General features: G+C 60.8%; 12 protein-coding genes. 4 read left to right on the top strand and 8 right to left on the bottom strand.

Translation table 11 applies throughout. The features are described 5' to 3' along the window. Positions 1 to 33: 33 nt before the first annotated feature. Positions 34 to 1,791 carry an O-linked N-acetylglucosamine transferase, SPINDLY family protein gene (locus INHI_RS0107090; RefSeq protein WP_027247209.1) on the bottom strand — a complete coding sequence of 586 codons (1,758 nt, stop codon included), beginning with the start codon at positions 1,789 to 1,791 and terminating at the stop codon, positions 34 to 36. Positions 1,792 to 2,098: 307 nt separating this feature from the next. Here INHI_RS0107090 and INHI_RS0107085 point away from each other — a divergent pair, with 307 nt between their 5' ends. From INHI_RS0107085 to mmsB, 3 genes are read left to right on the top strand one after another with little or no spacing between them, the layout of a single operon-like run. After that, entirely contained in the window at positions 2,099 to 3,244 is a 1,146-nt protein-coding gene (locus tag INHI_RS0107085) for an acyl-CoA dehydrogenase family protein (RefSeq protein WP_014880128.1), read from the top strand. 7 nt (positions 3,245 to 3,251) lie between these two features. After that, the gene (locus INHI_RS0107080; protein WP_027247208.1) at positions 3,252 to 4,298 is read left to right on the top strand and encodes an enoyl-CoA hydratase/isomerase family protein; all 1,047 of its coding nucleotides are present in this window, start codon (positions 3,252 to 3,254) and stop codon (positions 4,296 to 4,298) included. Continuing rightward, complete coding sequence (gene mmsB / locus INHI_RS0107075) at positions 4,295 to 5,170, top strand: 3-hydroxyisobutyrate dehydrogenase (RefSeq protein ID WP_027247207.1); 876 nt, start codon at positions 4,295 to 4,297, stop codon at positions 5,168 to 5,170. The genes INHI_RS0107080 and mmsB overlap by 4 nt, the downstream gene beginning before the upstream one ends. Positions 5,171 to 5,974: 804 nt before the next feature. Here mmsB and uvrA read toward each other — a convergent pair. The 7 genes from uvrA to INHI_RS0107040 form a co-directional block, all read right to left on the bottom strand. After that, the gene (uvrA, locus tag INHI_RS0107070) at positions 5,975 to 8,875 is read right to left on the bottom strand and encodes an excinuclease ABC subunit UvrA (protein ID WP_027247206.1); all 2,901 of its coding nucleotides are present in this window, start codon (positions 8,873 to 8,875) and stop codon (positions 5,975 to 5,977) included. Between the two features lie 110 nt (positions 8,876 to 8,985). Further along, complete coding sequence (locus INHI_RS0107065) at positions 8,986 to 10,236, bottom strand: MFS transporter (RefSeq protein WP_027247205.1); 1,251 nt, start codon at positions 10,234 to 10,236, stop codon at positions 8,986 to 8,988. A 126-nt stretch (positions 10,237 to 10,362) separates the two neighbouring features. After that, positions 10,363 to 11,757 (bottom strand): dihydrolipoyl dehydrogenase, encoded by a 1,395-nt coding sequence (gene lpdA, locus INHI_RS0107060; protein ID WP_027247204.1) that lies wholly within the window; start codon positions 11,755 to 11,757, stop codon positions 10,363 to 10,365. Between the two features lie 191 nt (positions 11,758 to 11,948). After that, entirely contained in the window at positions 11,949 to 12,527 is a 579-nt protein-coding gene (locus tag INHI_RS0107055) for a DUF924 family protein (RefSeq protein ID WP_014874837.1), read from the bottom strand. 137 nt (positions 12,528 to 12,664) lie between these two features. Further along, positions 12,665 to 13,939 carry an MFS transporter gene (locus tag INHI_RS0107050; protein WP_014880134.1) on the bottom strand — a complete coding sequence of 425 codons (1,275 nt, stop codon included), beginning with the start codon at positions 13,937 to 13,939 and terminating at the stop codon, positions 12,665 to 12,667. Between the two features lie 247 nt (positions 13,940 to 14,186). Then, the gene (gene queA, locus INHI_RS0107045) at positions 14,187 to 15,257 is read right to left on the bottom strand and encodes a tRNA preQ1(34) S-adenosylmethionine ribosyltransferase-isomerase QueA (protein ID WP_027247203.1); all 1,071 of its coding nucleotides are present in this window, start codon (positions 15,255 to 15,257) and stop codon (positions 14,187 to 14,189) included. Between the two features lie 102 nt (positions 15,258 to 15,359). Beyond that, entirely contained in the window at positions 15,360 to 19,019 is a 3,660-nt protein-coding gene (locus tag INHI_RS0107040; protein WP_415837514.1) for a YhdP family protein, read from the bottom strand. 187 nt (positions 19,020 to 19,206) lie between these two features. On the opposite strand from INHI_RS0107040, the gene INHI_RS0107035 reads away from it, so the two are divergent. Then, positions 19,207 to 19,668 (top strand): peroxiredoxin, encoded by a 462-nt coding sequence (locus tag INHI_RS0107035; RefSeq protein ID WP_014874841.1) that lies wholly within the window; start codon positions 19,207 to 19,209, stop codon positions 19,666 to 19,668. Positions 19,669 to 19,726: the final 58 nt, after the last annotated feature.

Genomic DNA, 19,726 nt, shown 5'->3' with positions numbered 1-19,726 from the left:
TGGCTGGCCATGCAGCACACGGATATGTAGGGCCTAGACCTTGCCCTCCGCGAGGCTCAGATGATCCGGTTTCAGACCGTCATCATACCGCTGGATCGCCTTCTCCATCAGCGCCTCGAAATCGCGAACATATTGCTCAGTATCATACAGCGGCGTGGACGGGATATTCGCTTTCAGTTTTTCACGCAGCGCCTGCCGCTCTTCCGGCTGGGTGGCCAGCCGCAGCGCCAGCGCACGATACTCCTCATCCGTCTCGGCAATCAGCTCCGGGCAGCCGACAGCCGTCACGATACTCGCCGCGACCCGGGCCGCAAATTGCTCTCCCGGTTTGGTGACCACGGGCACGCCGGACCACAACATCTCGCTCGCCGTGGTGTGGGCATTACAGGCAAACGTATCGAGGAAGATATCCGCCAGAGGCAGGCGCGCAACGTGATCCGGAGTGCTGCAGCGCCCGGCAAAGACAATCCGATCCGCAGGAACCCCGCGCGCCTCTGCTTCCTTCAGAATATTGGCACGGACGACATCAGCGGCAGCCAGGAACCACAGAACGCTGTTATCCACGTCCTTCAGCAGGTCCATCCAGATATCAAATTCTGCCGGGGTAACCTTGTTGTGGTTGTTGAAGGAACAGAACACTACCGCGTTCTCGGGCAGCCCCATATCGGCCCTTGTCGGCTTTTCCTCAGGATGCGCGCGGCTGTTGTCATTCACCTGATAACAGTTCGGCATATAGAGAATCTTTTCTGAGAAATGACGTCGCCCCTCCTTTGGGACGGTAACGGGATCCGCGAGGAAGTAGTCCATCGTCGGCATGCCTGTTGTGCCTGGATACCCCAGATAGGAGATCTGCACTGGCGCTGCGCGAAAACCGAAAATCGCAGGTCGGGCATGTTTGGTGTAGCCTTTCAGGTCAATGGCAACATCGAGACCATCCGCCCGCGCCAGTTCGGCCACATCCTCGTCTTTCACACCCTGGATCTGCCGATAACAATCGGCTGAGCGCAGCACACGCTGGCGCATCACATTGTCCGGTTCTTCGCTATAGTCGTAGATGTAGATTTCGAATTTGTCCCTGTCATGCAGCTCAAAATGGCGCGCCATCAGGAACATTGTCGCGTGATTGAAGAAATCACATGAGAAATACCCCACTCTGATTTTTCGATCAGCAACCGGGGTACGGTCAAATTTGCGCGCGACCTTCTGCTCAGAAATTGTGGCCTTCTTCTTGGTTTTCATAACCACGCGTTTCTTCTGGAATGCACCGTCATCAACATAAAGCAGCGTGGTGAACGGGTCACCATTGGCCGGATCATTGTCCAGTATCCTCAACTTGTTTTTCTGGTCCTGATAGACCGCCCAGTCGCAGAGATTCATTTGCGACTGTACCAGCCGTGATACATTCATCGCATTTTCCGGGTCCAGCTGATATACGGCTTCGAAAAAACCCACTGCATCGCTAAGCTTGTCCATCAGGAATAAAATGGTCCCGATCGCGCTCAGCCATTTGGGGCTGGTCGGCTCCAGTTTGAGCGCTCCCATCAGGTGCTTTAGCGCCAATTCGTATTTCTTTTCCTGCATAAAGCTCGACGCAATCTCTGCATGCAGCGTGGCATTCTCTGGCTCGAAGACCAGCGCCTGCATCGTCAACTCACGCGCACGCTGGTAATCGCCCTCAATAAATGCCTGGCCAGCCTCTGCCTTGAGAAATACAGCTGGCGATTGCGCCTCCGCTTCCAGTTTGCGACGCGCCGATTTCGAAAGATGTTTGGTGCGCAATGGCTTGTTCATAGAAAGTCTGCCCTTAGCTGATCCTCCGCGGCTGCAATGCGCCACGGGTTTTGACAAATTTCGGTCAGTTTGAAAGAAAATGCCTAAGAAACGGTTCACTTCACTTCCTGTCGCACTTCTTGCAGCAATGCCCTTACTTATCCGCCAGAACCAAGGGCAAACCGACATTTCTGCACAGCAGCTTTGCACCGCTGCCGCTTGCCCTGTCGCGCTTGGGTCGCTAGAAAAATAAACAACCGTTCAATTCATGACGACTCCGGCGGGTCATATCCGGGCCGGGCTGCGTTCACACGAGGGAGGACACGCTGTGGATTTCGCATTGACCGAGGAACAGACCGCCATTTTCGATATGGCTTTTGCCTTTGGACAGGAGCATATCGCCCCCTTCGCCCGCCAGTGGGAGGCCGAGGGCACCATTCCGAAATCGCTCTGGCCGCAGATCGGCGAGCTGGGCTTTGGCGCGCTTTATGTCTCCGAAGAAACCGGCGGCGCGGGCCTGTCGCGACTGGATGCCACCTTGGTGTTTGAGGCGCTGTCGATGGCCTGCCCGTCTGTTGCGGCCTTCCTGTCGATCCACAACATGTGCGCCAAGATGCTCGACAGCTTTGCCAGTGACGAGATGAAGGCGCGGATCATGCCTGATATCCTGTCGATGAAGACCGTGCTCAGCTACTGTCTCACCGAGCCCGGTTCCGGCTCTGATGCCGCAGCGCTGAAAACCCGTGCTGCCAAAACCAACGAGGGCTATACCCTCAACGGCACCAAGGCGTTCATCTCCGGTGGCGGCTACTCCGACGCCTATGTCTGCATGGTGCGCAGCGGTGAGGACGGCCCCAAAGGTGTCTCTACCGTCTATGTCGAGGATGGCACCGCAGGGCTCAGCTTTGGCGGGCTTGAGGAGAAAATGGGTTGGAAGAGCCAGCCCACAGCCCAGGTTCAGTTCGACGACTGCAAAATCCCCGCCGCCAATCTGGTCGGAGAAGAAGGCAAAGGGTTCACCTACGCGATGAAAGGTCTGGATGGCGGGCGTCTGAATATCGCCTCCTGCTCCCTCGGCGCGGCCCAGCAGGCGCTGACAATGACCCTGCAATATATGTCCGAGCGCAAGGCCTTTGGCAAATCCATCGATCAGTTCCAGGGCCTGCAATTCCGCCTTGCGGATATGGAAATCGAACTTCAGGCGGCCCGTGTGTTCCTGCGTCAGGCCGCGTGGAAGTTGGATCAGGGCGCGCCGGATGCCTCCAAACACTGCGCTATGGCGAAGAAGTTTGTCACCGAAGCTGGCTCCAAAGTGGTCGATCAATGTCTGCAACTGCATGGCGGCTACGGTTATCTCGCGGACTATGGCATCGAAAAACTGGTGCGCGATCTGCGGGTTCACCAGATCCTGGAAGGCACCAATGAGATCATGCGCGTGATCACCGCGCGCCATCTTCTGGCCGAAAACCACTGAGGCAGCCATGAGCGATATTGATATCCGCATCACTGGCCGCGCCGGGCGGATTACCCTCACCCGCAGCAAGGCGCTGAATGCGCTGAGCTATGACATGTGCATGGCCGTCGACGCCGCGCTGAAAGCCTGGGCCGATGACGACGCCGTTGATCTGGTGGTGATGGACGCCGAGGGCGAGAAAGCCTTCTGTGCGGGCGGTGACATTGCCGAACTCTACCAGACTGGCACCAGTGGCGATTACGACTATGGTCGCCGGTTCTGGCGCGATGAATACCGTATGAACGCCCGAATCTTTGAATACCCCAAACCGGTGGTCAGTTTTCTGCAGGGGTTCGTCATGGGTGGCGGCGTCGGTCTTGGCTGCCACGGCACTCATCGCATCGTCGGCAACAATACGAAGATCGCCATGCCCGAGGTCGGCATCGGCCTTATTCCTGATGTTGGCGGCACCCTGATGCTGGCCCTTGCGCCGGGGCGGCTGGGAGAATACCTCGGCCTCACAGGGGCGCGGATGACGGCGGCGGATGCGATCTATGCAGGCTTTGCCGACCATTACATTCCCGAAACCCGCTGGCCTACGCTAATCGCCGAACTGGAACACTCAGGCCGCGCCAATCAGCTTGCAGACGCCGCAGAGACCGCACCCGAAGGCCGTCTGGAGGCGCTGCGCGACACCATCGACCACAGTTTTGCCGGCGAAACACTGGGCGCTATTTTGACCACACTTGATCAGGACGGCAGCGCCTTCGCCGATGAGACACTGAAAACCCTGCGGCGCAACGCCCCTCTGTCGATGGCCTGCACCGTTGAGCTGCTGCACCGACTGCGCCTCGGCACCATGGGCATTCGCAAGGCGCTTGAACTGGAATACCGCTTCACCCATCGTGCGATGGAGAAGGGCGACTTTCTGGAAGGCATCCGCGCCCAGATCATTGACAAGGACCGCCAGCCCAAATGGCAATATGCAGATCGTGATGTGCCTGCTACCGCTGTCAGCCAGATGCTGATGCCGCTGGCGACCCAGACGCTGCAGTTTGAGGAGGAGAACACATGAACATCGGATTTATCGGTCTTGGCAATATGGGCGGCCCGATGGCGGCCAATCTGGCCAAGGCAGGCCACACCGTCACCGGCTTTGACATGGCGGATGTCTCGATCGAGGGTGTCACCATGGCGGCCTCCGCCGCTGAGGCCGCGACCGGCGCCGACGTGGTGATCACCATGCTGCCGAATGGCCAGATCCTGCGCGCGGTTGCAGATGACGTCATCCCTGCCATGGCAGAGGGTACCACGCTGGTGGATTGTTCCACCGTCGATGTCGACAGCGCCCGTGCCGTGGCCGATCAGGCAGGGTCCGCCAACCTGATGTTTGTCGACGCGCCGGTCTCCGGCGGTATTGGTGGCGCCTCAGGTGGCACGCTGACCTTTATGGCCGGTGGCAGCCAGGCCGCGTTCGACGCCGCCAAGCCGCTGTTTGACATCATGGGTCAGAAGGCTGTGCATTGTGGCGATGCCGGCGCCGGTCAGGCCGCCAAGATCTGCAACAACATGATCCTCGGCATTACCATGATCGGCACCTGCGAGGCCTTTGCCCTTGCCGACAAACTGGGCCTCGACCGTCAGAAGATGTTCGATGTGGTCTCCACCTCCTCTGGCTACAGCTGGTCGATGAACGCCTATTGCCCGGCGCCGGGGGTTGGCCCGCAATCGCCTGCCGATAATGACTACCAGCCCGGTTTTGCCGCAGAGCTGATGCTGAAGGATCTGCGCCTGGCACAGCAAGCCGCCCATAGTGCGGATGCCGATACCCCGATGGGGGCGCTGGCACAGGCGCTCTATTCCATGTTTGTTGAGGAAGAAGGCGGCGCAGGCAAGGATTTCAGCGCCATGCTGCCCCGCTTTGAGGCGCGCAGCCGCCACGATTGACCCCGCAGGCACCGCAGGGCACAGCCTACCGCGGCCTATGCGCCGCCATACCGGCCAGCCAGCGATGCCTGCGCAGATCATCCGCGCTTTCATAAAAAAGCAAAACACCGCAGCCTATATCCCGGCTGCGGTGTTTTGCTTTAAATTGGCGTTTCACATCGAAAATATGCCAACCCCATTATTTCGACTAAACCGCCGTGAAACCTGCAACAGCGGATCGCGAAATTGTCGTTAATATTCTCCTAACACGCCAGAACCGCCGTTAGGAAATATAAAATTCTCATTTTTACGCCGCCGGGCGCGTTAACTTTTTCCTAGACGCATGAAAACCCATATGCCAACCTACCATTAGATCAACAACATATCTGATCACCCCCGACGATGCGGCTAGAAACGGCCCCTCCCTCTGGAAGCAATCCGGACACCACCTGTCAATTGGCATCAGGCCAGTAAACTGTGGAAATTAACAATGGAAATAGAATGAGAAAGGAAACAATTAACAGAAGCGATCCTTTGCGAATACGTAAGAAACGACACTGATCCCCCACCGGTTTCGTCTATTTCGTCGCATTTACACAGGTTCGTTTGGCTTCTGAAAAGAAGACTTCCACGCCAATTGGATTAAAGACTTTGGTTTGCGACATCTGCTGCCTGCATGTCCTCGTTTGCAGGCTCTCCCCCACCCCCAACGGGTGTCGCACCGTCCCAATCCAGCTCTGTGGAAAGCGCCGCTGACAGAACGTCGGCGGCGCTTCGTTTTTTGGGGTCAAATCCGTCGAGGGATACTGCAAAGCCTGCGGCGGATCACTCCGCCGCGAGACTGCGGGCGTCGAGGATCTCTTTGAGGTAGTGACCGGTATGGCTGCCCTTCGTTGCAGCCACATCCTCCGGCGTGCCTGCGGCCACGATTTCGCCGCCGCCATCGCCGCCTTCCGGCCCAATATCAATGATCCAGTCGGCGGTTTTGATCACATCCAGATTATGCTCGATCACCACCACGGAGTTGCCCTGTTCGACCAATTCATGCAGCACTTCCAGCAGCTTGCGAACATCCTCGAAATGCAGACCTGTGGTCGGCTCATCCAGAATATACAGCGTTCGCCCGGTGGACCGTTTGGCCAGTTCCTTCGACAGTTTGACCCGCTGCGCCTCGCCGCCCGACAAGGTGGTCGCCTGTTGGCCGACCTTGATATAGCCAAGGCCCACCCGCATCAGCGCATCCATCTTGTCACGGATCGACGGCACCGCCTGGAAAAACTGCTGCGCATCCTCCACCGTCATATCCAGCACATCGGCAATCGACTTGCCCTTGAACTGGATTTCCAGCGTCTCGCGGTTGTAGCGTGCGCCCTTACATGTCTCACATTCCACATAGACATCCGGCAGGAAATGCATCTCGATTTTAATAACACCGTCGCCCTGACAGGCCTCGCAGCGCCCGCCCTTCACGTTGAAGGAAAACCGCCCCGGTTTGTAGCCACGGGTTTTGGATTCCGGCAGCCCGGCAAACCACTCGCGGATCGGGGTAAAGGCCCCGGTATAGGTCGCCGGGTTTGACCGCGGTGTCCGGCCAATGGGCCGCTGGTCAATGTCGATCACCTTATCCAGATGCTCCAACCCCTTGATGGTTTCACAGGGGGCCGGCGTCTGGCGCGCACCGTTGAGGCGCATGGACGCGGTTTTGAACAGGGTTTCAATGGTCAACGTGGACTTGCCGCCGCCCGACACGCCCGACACACAAAGGAACTTGCCCAGCGGGAACTCCGCCGTGACGTTCTTGAGGTTGTTGCCGGTGGCCTTGACCACCTTCACCGATTTCCCATTGCCTTTGCGGCGCACCGATGGCACCGCGATCTCGCGTGTGCCGGACAGATACTGCCCGGTGATCGAGCCTTCATCAGCGGCCACCATCTCTGGCGTGCCGTGGCTAACCACCTGCCCGCCATGCACACCCGCACCCGGCCCGATGTCAAAGACATAATCCGCCTCGCGGATCGCGTCCTCGTCATGTTCGACCACGATCACCGTATTGCCCTGATCCCGCAGGTTTTTCAGTGTTTCCAGCAACCGGTCATTGTCACGCTGATGCAGCCCGATGGACGGCTCATCCAGCACATAAAGAACGCCTGTCAGACCAGAGCCGATCTGCGATGCCAGACGGATCCGCTGGCTCTCCCCACCGGAGAGCGTGCCGGCATTGCGGCTCAGGGTCAGATATTCCAGACCGACATTGTTCAGAAATCCAAGCCGTTCGCGAATTTCCTTCACGATGGCGCGGGCGATTTCCTGCTTCTGCGCCGACAGCTGATTGGGCACATCCTCGATCCAGGCCAGCGCCTCGCGGATCGACATCTGCACCACCTGCCCCACATGCAGCAGTTGATCCGGGCGGCCGCCAGCAGGACCGATTTTAACCGCCAGCGCCTCTTCGCGCAGACGATAGCCTTCGCAGACACCGCAGGACCGGTTGTTCTGGTAGCGTTCGAATTCTTCGCGGATCCAGTTGGAATCCGTCTCCCGGTAGCGCCGTTCCATATTCGGAATGACCCCTTCGAAGACGCGCGTCACCTCATAGACGCGGCCGCCTTCATCGTAGCGGAATTTGATTTCCTCGTCGCCGGAGCCGCGCAGGAACACCTGCTGCACCTTGTTCGGCAGGTCTTTCCACTTGGTGTTTTTGTTGAACTGATAATGCTTGGCGATGGCTTCGATGGTCTGCAGGAAATAGGGCGATTTGCCCTTGCGCCAGGGCGCCAGCGCCCCGTCATAGATTTTCAGGTTCTGATCCGGCACCACCAGACGCTCGTCAAAGAACAGCTCAACCCCCAGACCGTCACATTCCGGGCAGGCGCCAAACGGCGCGTTAAAGGAGAACAGCCGCGGTTCGATCTCGGGGATGGTGAAACCGCTGACCGGGCAGGCAAAATTCTCGGAAAAGGTGATCCGCTCCGGCTCAGGCGCCTCTTCACCCTCGGCAGCACGCGGGGCGGTTTCCAAAATGGCAATCCCATCGGCCAGATCCAGCGCGGTCCGCAGGCTGTCGGCCAGCCGGGTTTCCAGACCCTCACGGACAACCAGACGATCAACAACGACGTCGATGTCATGGCGGAACTTCTTGTCCAATGTCGGCGGCTCATCCAGTTCGTAGAATTCGCCATCGACCTTCACGCGCTGGAACCCCTGCTTGCGCAGCTCCAGGAATTCCTTGCGGTATTCCCCCTTGCGGTCCCGCACGATGGGCGCCAGCAGGAAGCCACGGGTGCCCTCCTCCAGCGTCATGATCCGGTCGACCATGTCCTGCACCTGCTGCGCCTCGATCGGCATTCCGGTGGCCGGCGAATAGGGCGTCCCCGCACGGGCAAACAACAGACGCAGATAATCGTAAATCTCAGTCACGGTGCCCACAGTCGAACGCGGGTTTTTCGATGTCGTCTTTTGCTCGATGGAGATCGCAGGCGAGAGGCCGCTGATATGATCCACATCCGGCTTTTCCATCATATCAAGAAACTGGCGCGCATAGGCCGACAGGCTCTCGACATAGCGGCGCTGACCCTCTGCATAGATGGTATCAAACGCGAGGCTGGACTTGCCCGAGCCGGACAATCCGGTGATCACCACCAGCTGATCGCGCGGGATATCCACGTCGATGTTTTTCAGGTTGTGCTCGCGCGCACCGCGCACTTCGATCGATTTCAACTCAGCCATACTGCCCCCAGATTCAACGCCAGTCGCCCTTGCAGCCGGTGTCCGACCCTACAGATAGGGACTGCGCGCCGAGTCTCCAATAGAAAAATGAGAACGGAGCGCGAACACGCTCAGATTGCTGCGGTTTGCCCGCGCCGCCGTGCCAGCATCGCATGCACGGCAAAGCCGCCGAGGAACAACACCAGCGCCAGCATCATCATTCCATGGTATCCGCCAACAGCAACGGCGGCCACCATCAGCGGCGTACCGATAGCATTGCCCATATTTCCGGCCTGGCTCATCGCGCCATTGGATTGCGCCTGCTCCGCCGCCTCAGCGTTCAGCTGCGGCACCGAGGCAAAGCTGGCCCCCTGCACCAGCCCAAAGGCCACCGCCAGCGCCATGCAGGCCAGCGGCAGACCGGGCATCAGCAGCAGCCAGACCGCACCACCAGCGGCTAACAGAAACCCGGCCTGTACCACACGTACTGCCGCCATCCGGCGCAGCAGCCAAACGCCCAGCGTCATCGAGGTGGCAATGCTGACCAGCGGCATGGCACTGATCACACCCACCCGCACCGCAGGGTCCAGATGCGGTGGCAACACCGTCAGAAGCGCCACGAAACAGGTGGTATAGAACAGCCAGCCCGCCGCCGGGGCCACTTTCGCCGCAGAGCGGTAGATCTCAAGATGCAGGCCCGGCAGATCCGCCAGCTTGGCCAGCGGCAAACGGGGGGGCACCTGCACCGTCTTCAACACCCGTCCCAGCACCAGCGCCAGACCTGCCATCACCAGCGCATGGGCGCCAAACAGCGACAACAGGCCAAACCCGGCAACCAGCGGCAGGCCAAACCATACCAGCAGCGCAAAGGAGACACCAAAGAAGGTACTCCAGATCGACAGCGCCGTGCCACGGTGGCGCGGGCTACAGATCTGCGGGATCAGCGTTGGGGCTGCCACCACGATCCCCAGATGCGACAGGCCTTCGATCAGCCGTGTTGCCAGAAACAGACCATAGGGCAGATTCAGCGCCTGAAGTGCCGACATCGCCGCCCCGATCCACAGCGCCCAGACAAGGCTGCGGCGATAGCCGAACGAGGCGACAAACCCGCCCGCTACCACGCCCAACAGAATGCCCAGCACCCCGACCATGGTCACCGTCAGGCTGAGCGTCGAACCGGCCCCCGGGTACAATACCTCAAGCTGGTCGAAGATGACGCTGATCTTGCCATATTGCGCCGCGGCCCCCAGACCGGCGGCCCAGATGATCATCACCACACCCCAACGGGTCTGCGGCTGGCTGATATGGGATGTGTTCATGGGGCTGCCCTCATTGCAATCGCGCGTCGCGCATGGAATCCGCCAGGACCGGCCGAAGCGCATGGCATACCCTGCCCCATCGCGAAGCACCAGACAGACTGAGCGCTGCCGCCAAAACCATATGCAAAACGCCCGAAGCATAGCCTCGGGCGTCTCTGTCATCTCAGTTAAGCAGGCCCGAAGACCAGCTTACATATGGATCACCCGGTCAAAGGCATCGAGCACGCTCTCATGCATCATCTCGCTGAGCGTCGGATGCGGGAAGACAGTGTTCATCAGATCTTCTTCGGTGGTCTCCAGCTGGCGACCCACCACATAACCCTGAATCATCTCGGTCACTTCCGCACCAACCATATGCGCACCCAAAAGCTCACCTGTTTTGGCGTCAAAGATGGTCTTCACCATGCCCTCGGCCTCGCCCAGTGCAATCGCCTTGCCGTTGCCGATGAAGGGGAAGCGACCAACCTTGATATCGTACCCCAGTTCCTTCGCCTTGGCCTCGGTGTAGCCGACGGAGGCGACCTGCGGATGGCAATAGGTGCAACCGGCAATGCTTTCGGGCTTTACAGCGTGCGCGTGTTTGCCCGCGATCAGCTCGGCCACCATGACGCCCTCGTGCGACGCCTTATGCGCAAGCCAGGGCGCGCCGGCGATATCGCCGATGGCATAAAGCCCATCGACCCCGGTGCGGCAGTATTCATCTGTCACAACATGGGTACGGTCAACCTTGACGCCCAGACCTTCCAGGCCCAGCCCCTCAACATTGCCGACGATACCGACAGCAGAAATCACGGTATCGAATTCCTGTTTCTCGACCTTGCCGCCGACCTCAATATGGGCGGTGACCTTGCCCTTGCCACGATCCAGCTGTTTGACCATGGCTTTCTCCATGATCTTCATGCCCTGTTTGACAAAGGCCTTCTTGGCAAAGGCGGAAATCTCCGCATCTTCCACCGGTAGCACCCGGTCCATGACTTCGACAACAGTCGTATCGGCGCCCAAGGTATTGTAGAAACTTGCAAATTCGATGCCGATGGCGCCGGAACCGATGACCAGCAGCTTTTTCGGCATCCGTACCGGATCCAGCGCGTGTTTGTAGGTCCAGACCAGATCGCCGTCCGCTTCCAGCCCCGGCAGCTCCCGTGCTCGCGCGCCGGTGGCCAACACGATGTTCTTCGCCGCCAGTTCCTGCGTGCCCTTTTCGGTTTTCACAGACACCCTGCCCTTGGTCGGGAGCGTCGCCTCGCCCATGACCACGGCAATCTTGTTCTTCTTCATCAGATGGCCGATGCCGGAGCTGAGCTGTTTGGCGACCCCGCGTGAGCGTTTGACCACCGCGTCCAGATCATAGCCGATGTTGTCGGCTTTCAGCCCGAAATCCTTCGCCCGCTCCATCAGGTGAAACACTTCCGACGACCGCAGCAGCGCCTTGGTTGGGATGCAGCCCCAGTTCAGACAGATGCCACCCATATGCTCGCGCTCGACAATGCAGGTCTTCAGCCCCAGCTGAGCGGCGCGGATGGCGGCCACATAGCCCCCCGGCCCTGCGCCGATTACGATCACGTCATAGGTTTCTGCGGCCATGGTGGTTCCTCGCCAAGCTGGATCAAAAACTAGTTCACCGTTAAACTATTTCCCGCAGCACTGCAATCATCCAGTGCAGGCTCATAGCGGCCATGCAAGAAACAGCTACGCCGCGCCCCGATCCTTGGGGCGCGGCGCAAAACCAGTGTCAGGGCAGGATGCGTTTCAGGCAAGCCCGAAAGGCAACTGCCTCAGCCTGCGGCCTGAAGACTGCGCATGGTGCTGCCATAACCGCCAGCCATCACATAATCCATTTCCGGCGCCGTGCTGCTGCGCGACAGCGCCTCATTGCGATAGGGGAAGCGACCAAACTGACGGATCACCTCGCGGTGGGCCCGCGCATGCAGCAGGTTGGACGCGCCGTTCTTGGGCATCCGCTCCAGCATCAGCCGCACACAGCGCTCCTGATCGCACAGGTTCTCCGAGTGCATCAGCGGCAGGTAGAAAAACTGCCGCTGCGGCTCATCAATCTTCATGTCCCAGGACTTGCTGATCGCACATTTCGCCGCCGCCAGCGCCAGCGTATCCGTGGCAAAGGCCTGCGCCTCGCCCCGGAACATATTACGCGGGAACTGGTCGGTCAGGATGATATAGGCCAGAACCCCCTTCGGCCCGCTGCGCCAGTGGTCGCATTTGCCCTCACAGGCGGCCTCCCACGTCGTCTCGAACCGGCGCCGGATCTCCTGATCCAGTGCGTCATCCTGCATATACCAGCCCTTCTCACCCGTGCTCACGAGCCAGAAGTCTAGGATCTCCTCAGGACCTGTCATAGGTCTGCCTCCACATAGATACCGTCCTGAAATTCAGACGCTTTTGCAGAGATTTTACAAGGGGAAGCCCGTCACGATTTGCGTCATACACGACAGTTTCGTGAAAATTTCATCACAAATCCCGCAAGTTAGCGCAATCAGCTCGTTTCGGCGGCGGCTTCCTGCTCTTCAATGTCCGTTTCGATTGCGTATTCCTGGGCAAACTCAACCACAACAGGTGACCCGGTTGGGGCCATGGGTGACATGATCCCGGTCTCATCCGTCGGAATGGCCGGGCGCTGAGTCGTGCGATAGCCCGCATAGACCGCCAGCAGCAGCAGCAGCACCGCCATGAACAAAAAGAACCCCGGCGCGCCAAACACGCTGTCACCCATCATCCAGCCCGTGATCAGCGGTCCGGCCACAGCCCCCAGCCCGTTGATGAACACCAGCCCGCCAGAGGCCGCCGGCATATCATCATAGTCGAGGTAGTCATTGGTATGGGCGATCAGCAATGAGTAAAGCGGGTTGGTCATGCCGCCAATCAGGAAGGCCGCAATCAGCAGGAAATTGAAATCGGTCCCAAGGATCATCGCACCAATCGCCGCAGCGCCCGCTACAGCCGCGCCAAACAGGATCAGAATCCGGCGGTCCATCCGGTCCGACATCCAGCCCAGCGGATATTGCATCACCACGGCCCCCACGTAGAAGGTCGCAACAAAGATCGAGATCTGGGTGAGGCTCAGCCCCGCAGAGGCCGCATAAACCGCACTCATGCCGAACTGGGCAGAGAACACACCACCCAGCAGGAACATGCCAACACAGCCCAAGGGCGAGGCATCCATCAGCTGGCGCAGTGACATCGGTTTGGTCCGGTCAAAGGCAGGCGTCGGCGAAATCGACAGCAAAATGGGCGCGAAGGACACCGAAACCACCACCGAGGCAATCACGAAGGTCTCATAGCCCGACGGATCCCCCACCAGCAGCAACGCCTGAGCGCTGACGATACCGATCATCTGCACGATCATATACAGCGACAGCGCCTTGCCCCGGTTGGCATTGTCGGAGGCGTTGTTGAGCCAGCTTTCTGCGGTCACATACACGCCGGAGAAGCAAAAACCGATCACCACGCGCAACAACATCCAGGCCACCGGGTTGGTGACAGCCGGGTATAGAATCATCACAGCCGAGATGAACGAGGCCAGCGCCGCAAAGACCCGCACATGACCAACCCGCCGGATCATCTCCGGCGCCAGTCGGGACCCGCCCAGAAAGCCCACAAAATAGGCCGACATAACAAAGGACATCTGTAACGTAGAGAACCCTTCGATATCCCCTCGCACACCCAAGAGAGTGCCCTGCAGACCGTTGCCGATCATCAGCATTCCCATGCCCAACAGCAGCGCCCATGCGCTCGACAGCACCTGCCACATCGCCCGTATCTCCTACTTCGCTTATCTGTGCCAGAGCACGCCTAACAGGCTCTGGCCCCTCGCTGGGGGTGTTGAATTGGTCACGGACATCGCCATCACCGCGCGCCGTTATGAACGAAATCCCATGGCGTTTTCATGACCAAGAGAGCCAAAAAACCGGGTGTGCCCATGGCAGACCCGGTGACGACAGAATCCGGCAAGACCATAGGACCAACCGGTTAAATCTGCTTTTCGCTGAAATTGCGCCTCAGGTCTGCGACATCTCCGCCGTAGGCGGGATCAAAAGCGACGCATCGCCGTAGGAAAAGAACCGGTATTCCTCGGCCAGCGCATGATCATAGATCGCCCGAATCCGGTCCTGCCCCATCAGCGCCGACACCAGCATCAGCAGCGTCGATTTCGGCAGGTGGAAATTGGTCATCAGCGCATCCGCCACATGGAAGGTGAAACCGGGATAGATAAAGATATCAGTATCCCCTTCCCAGGGCTGGATCGCACCCGATTGTGCCGCACTTTCGATCAGACGCAATGCCGTGGTGCCAACCGGGATCACCCGCCCGCCTGCCGCCTTGGTCGCGGCAATCTCCGTCGCCGCCTCGGCGCTGACGCGGCCCCATTCGGCATGCATCCGGTGGGTGGTCACATCCTCCACCTTCACCGGCAGGAAGGTGCCCGCGCCCACATGCAGTGTGACATAGCTGATCTCGACACCCTTGGCCTGCAACTCCGCCAACAGCGCATCGTCAAAATGCAAGGATGCCGTGGGGGCCGCCACCGCACCGGAATTGCGCGCCCAGACGGTCTGATAGTCGGTTTTGTCCTGCTCATCCGCTGGTCGTTTGGCGGCAATATAAGGTGGCAGCGGCATTGCGCCGGCCTCCGCCAAAGCGGCATCAAAATCGGTACCACTCAGATTGAATTTCAGATGGCCCTGCCCGTCTTCAATCCGCTCCAATGTCGCGCTAAGCGCGTCGGAGAAAATGATCTCTTCGCCCGGCTTGACCTTCTTCAGCGGTTTCAAAAGCGCCGCCCAGCTGCCATCCGCGCCCGGATCGAGCAGCGTGACCTCCACCTTGGCGGCCATCGGCCCCTGTGCGGTGTCGCGGTGACGCAACCCGCTGAGGCGCGCGGGAATCACCTTGGTGTCATTCAGCACCAGCCGGTCGCCGGACCGCAGCCACTGGCCCAGGTTGGCCACGCGCGCATCCCTGATACGGTCGCCTTCCGCCACCAGCAGCCGCGCGGAGCTGCGCGGCACTGCCGGACGGGTGGCAATGCGGTCATCGGGAAGATCGAAGTCAAAATCACTGAGTTTCATAGGCTGCGATATAGGCTGTTGCGCCGCCCTTGGCCAACAGGTTTTGTGCAGATAACCGCCAAACACCGCGCCGAAATCGGCCTCCGCCCCCAGGTCCGCCCACTAGCGATCTTCGCCGGGTGAGACGGAATAGGGCGGCCGTTCCCGCTCGGCCCGTGGCACCACGGTGCTGGGTGGCTCCTCCCCCGGCAGGCTTGGCGCCGGACCCCGAAACAATTCGCGGAAAATCCCCGGCGCCAGCCCCGACAGCGGGTTCACCTGAACACGCGGATCATCCGCCGCCCCCTTCAAAGTGAAGGCAAAGCCAATCAGCCCCTCCCCCTTGCGGGTAAAGACCCGGCCAACCGCATTGAGCAGATAGATCGGAGAGATCACGCCCCGCATATTCAGAACACTGCGCTCCAGATCATAATTGCCATCCATCGACAGACCAATCGACGGCCCCACCGCGCTGCTTTCATGGACGATCAGATGGGTCGCCCCCAGCCGGAACTTGGCCTCTACCGTCGTGAACAGAATGCCCTGCCCCGCCAGCGCATCAATCAGCCCGACCACGCTCACCGCGTTCAGCAGCGCCGCCATGGATGGCGCGTCCTTAATGCGGGTGTTCTTCACCTCAATCTGGCCGTCATATTCACCGGGCGCGCCGGGGGCGGGCACCAGCGACATATCAAACGTTCCGCCCGATCCATGGCGCAACACCCCCGCCGCGCGGAACACGCCGCCGGCATCCTGCGACTGGATCCGGGTGGCAAAACCGCCATCCTTCGGCACCACAACGCCATTGACCCCGGTTTGCCCGTTCAGCGCCGCGGTAAAATTGCCATTCAACCCGCCGGTGGTGGAAAACCGCCCGCGAAAGCCTGTCAGCGCGATGCTGTCCGTGACCTGCATCCGGTCCAGTTGCAGGTTGATGGGTCCTGACCCGCCTGAGGAGCCACCGCTGCTGCCACTGCCGCCCGATCCATCGGGCATCTGTCGCAGATCCAGCACACCGCTACGGATATTAATGCCCGGCGCCCGCGTACCGCGCCCGACCAGCTCAACCGCCCCCCGGAACCAGTTTCGCAATTCCACCCGATCAAACAACGCCCGGCTGAGACCGCCCCCCGGCGCCAATGTCACATTGCCCGAGGCCTGCAACCCCGCCCCCTCAAGCGACAGCGCCTCCACCCGTGGCGTCTCTCCCAGAGTGGCGCGCATCCGCAGCTGGCCGGTGGTGGCTTCGCTCAACCGCCAGCTCAGCGCCGGGATCCGCAGGCCCAGCCCGCTCAGATCGCTCTCCAGCGTCAGCTTCGGCGCCACGCCCTTGTCGATCACCACCTCATACCGGCCCACACCGCGACCGAATACCGATCCCGCAGGCAGCCCGATATCAAACCTATCAACCGTGTCCTGCGACAGCTCAATCGTGCCTTTGACCCGCACAGGTGGCGCCTGACCCGCCGCTGCACTCGCCCGCTCCACTGCCGGACCGACCGCCTGCCGCCAGACGAGGCTGCCCGGCACCCCCGAAAGCGCTCCGTCCCCCTCAATCTGCACGTGGCCCTGATCCCCGCTCAGCCCCAGCACCTCAGCCGAGAGGCTCTCTCCCGGCACCAGCACAGCACTGGCCGCATCGCGTATACGCCCCCTGTAGTGATAGGTGATCTCCTCCGGTGTCACCCCTTTGCGCAGCGGCAGGGACAGCGTCCCGCTCAGCGCCACCTGTCCGGAGGCCAGATCCACCGGCAACCCCGCCTTGTCCATCACCGAAAGCGGCGGACGGTTGAGCAGCGAGAGCGCCGCCGTCACCGGGCCCGAGGCCTCAATCCGGGCGATCCCCGGCGCGCCGTCCTTCACCGAAGTGTCAGGAATAATGAACGACGTACCCGCCGCATCCACGCGCCCGCCCTGATCCGCCGTCACCCAGCCCTTTGTCGCCATCACCACCAACCGGTTGCCGTAAAGGCTGAACTGCCCGGCGGCCTCCCGCAGAGGGGGCAGCGATTTCTGGAATTTCACCGCCGCATCTTCAAAGGCCAGATCGAGATAGACGAAGGGTTTCGCCGTGCCACTGCCGCGCATGGCAAAATTCACATCCCGCGCATAACCACCCAACAGGTTGTCGCGCACCCATTCGCGCGGCTTTGGCGGCGCTGCGGCAGGCCAGACCTCTTTCAGCCGCTCGGCAGTCATCCGGTTGGCGCGTCCGTTCAGCGCGTAATCCCAACCCGTCTGCCCCGCCGAAATCTCGCCATCCAGCAAGATCCGCGTCTCACCGTCGCGCACCAGCATCTCGCCCAGACGCAGCCGGAACGGCGCCATCTCCAGCTTGAAATCCGCCGTCACCCCGGCCAGATCCAGTGGCGTATCATAGAGTTTCGCCGGGTTGAGGCTCAGTCCCTGAAACCGCAATTGTCCGACCAGATCAGTCAGCTGGCCGTTTTCCACCCCGATCAGACGCGCCCGCCCTTCCATCGTGCCGGAGCCCCAGCCGCTGTTCACCGACAGCTCGTTGAAGCGCAGTTCCTGCCGGTCCGGCAGATAGGTGAAATAGCTCTGCGCGCCGGTGATCGGCACCGGGCGGGTGGCGGCGGTGGGCTGGATCACCCCTTCACCAATCTGCAAGCTGGCAGAGACCGGCAGCAAGGCCCCCTCGCTGCTGATCGCGCCGCGCAGAGACCCCGAAATCGGCGCGTCCAGAACATCCAGCCAGCCGAGTGCTGCGCTTTGGGCAGCGATATCCTTGCTCGCCACCGAATTGACAAGCACGCCAAATTCCGCCGCCTTGTCGCCGATCGCGGAGCTGTAATTCGCCTCAACAGTCCCAACGTAGTCGCGCCCGCTCAGTAGCGAGAACCCGGCGGCCAGTTCGATGTCCTGACCGCTGCGGTTCATGCGAATGCTGCCGCCATCCAGCGTCCAGACCCGCCCCAGACGCGCATCCTCATAGCGCAGGGTCAGCGCGTCGGTCTCAACCTCGACCAGCGCTGACAGCACCGGTAACTCCAGCTGGCGGTCCCATTGCTCAATCAGCGCAGGCAGGGTGGCCGCCTGCCGTAGCGGTGCCTCCCCCTCGGCCAAACTCAGTGCCAGACCGCCACTATTGTCCCGCCGCAGGGTTCCGTAAAGCCCGCTCAACATGATGGTCTTAGGCCGGATCTGACCGCGCAGCAGCGGCCGCATCGCCAGCGAGGCCTGCGCATCCGCCAGCCGCGCCACCCGCGCGCCGGTTTCATCACGCAGGGTCACATCGCGCAGGCTGATGCGGGGCCGCCAGCCCCGGTTCACCACCAGATGAATGGCGCCGAATTCAATGCTCAACCCGCCCAGATGCCGCTCAATCCGCCGCTCCACCCGGTCACGCAGCCAATCCGGCGCGTCAAGCCGCGTCCCCAGCCCAAGGAAAACAACCCCGCTTGCCAGCAATGCCAGAACCACGGCGGTGATGGCTGCACTGCGCAGCATCCGGCGCAGGATGCGGGGCAGGATGCGGGGCAGGATGCGGGGCTTCGGTTTGGCTCTGACATCCGAAGCGGGTTGTGACACTGCAGCGGCCACTGTCTCTGCATCCTCGTCAGCAGGTTTGACGAGATCCCCGGCGGAAATGCCATCGGACGCCCGTGGCCCCGGAACCGGCACCGGCACCGCCTCGTCCTGCATTATGCGTTCCGCCTCGGCCTCTTCCCCTTCGGGCGCTGCGGTCACCTCCGGCGCCTCCTCATCCGGCCCCAGAAACCCCGGCCCGTCCGGCGGCGGCACCGCCTTTGCGACAGCCACACCCTCCGCGGCCGCGGCCCCACTGGGCCCGGCATCCTGCACGGCATCCGCCGACGCAGAGGAAGATGGCTCCTGTTCAGAATCCACCGCTTTGGATGAGGCTGGTTTAATCCTTGCTTTCCCTTTGCCTGTGATGGCCTAACTGTGGCACGCAAACCCTGCGAAACCGTTTTGGAGACCTCGAATTATGCTCGCCCCCTCAGACCCCGCGCCCTCCTTTAACCTGCCCCGCGATGGCGGTGGCACCGTGACGTTGGAGGAGCTGCGCGGCAAGGCCGTCGTGCTGTTCTTTTACCCCCGCGATGATACCCCGGGCTGCACCAAGGAATCCATCGGATTTTCCGAGCATCTGCAGGCCTTTGCCGATGCCGGGGCGGTGGTCTATGGCATCTCCAAGGATCCGGTCGCAAAACACGACAAATTTGTCGCCAAACACAGCCTGACCACGCCGCTCCTCTCTGATGCCGAAGGCACCACCTGCGAGGATTATGGCGTCTGGAAGGAAAAGAACATGTACGGCAAGAAACACTGGGGGATCGAACGCTCGACCTTCCTCATCGACGCCGAGGGCAACATTGCCCAGATCTGGCGCAAGGTGAAGGTCGACGGCCATGTCGCCGAAGTGCTGGAGGCCGCCAAAGCGCTCTGATCGCCCATTCTGGCAGCCCTGCATATGCCCTGTGGCCGGGCGCAGGGTCGCCTATCCG

Origin of the sequence: Phaeobacter inhibens DSM 16374 (assembly GCF_000473105.1) — a bacterium.
Lineage (GTDB): Bacteria > Pseudomonadota > Alphaproteobacteria > Rhodobacterales > Rhodobacteraceae > Phaeobacter > Phaeobacter inhibens.
This window is presented reverse-complemented; position numbering and strand designations above follow the sequence as displayed.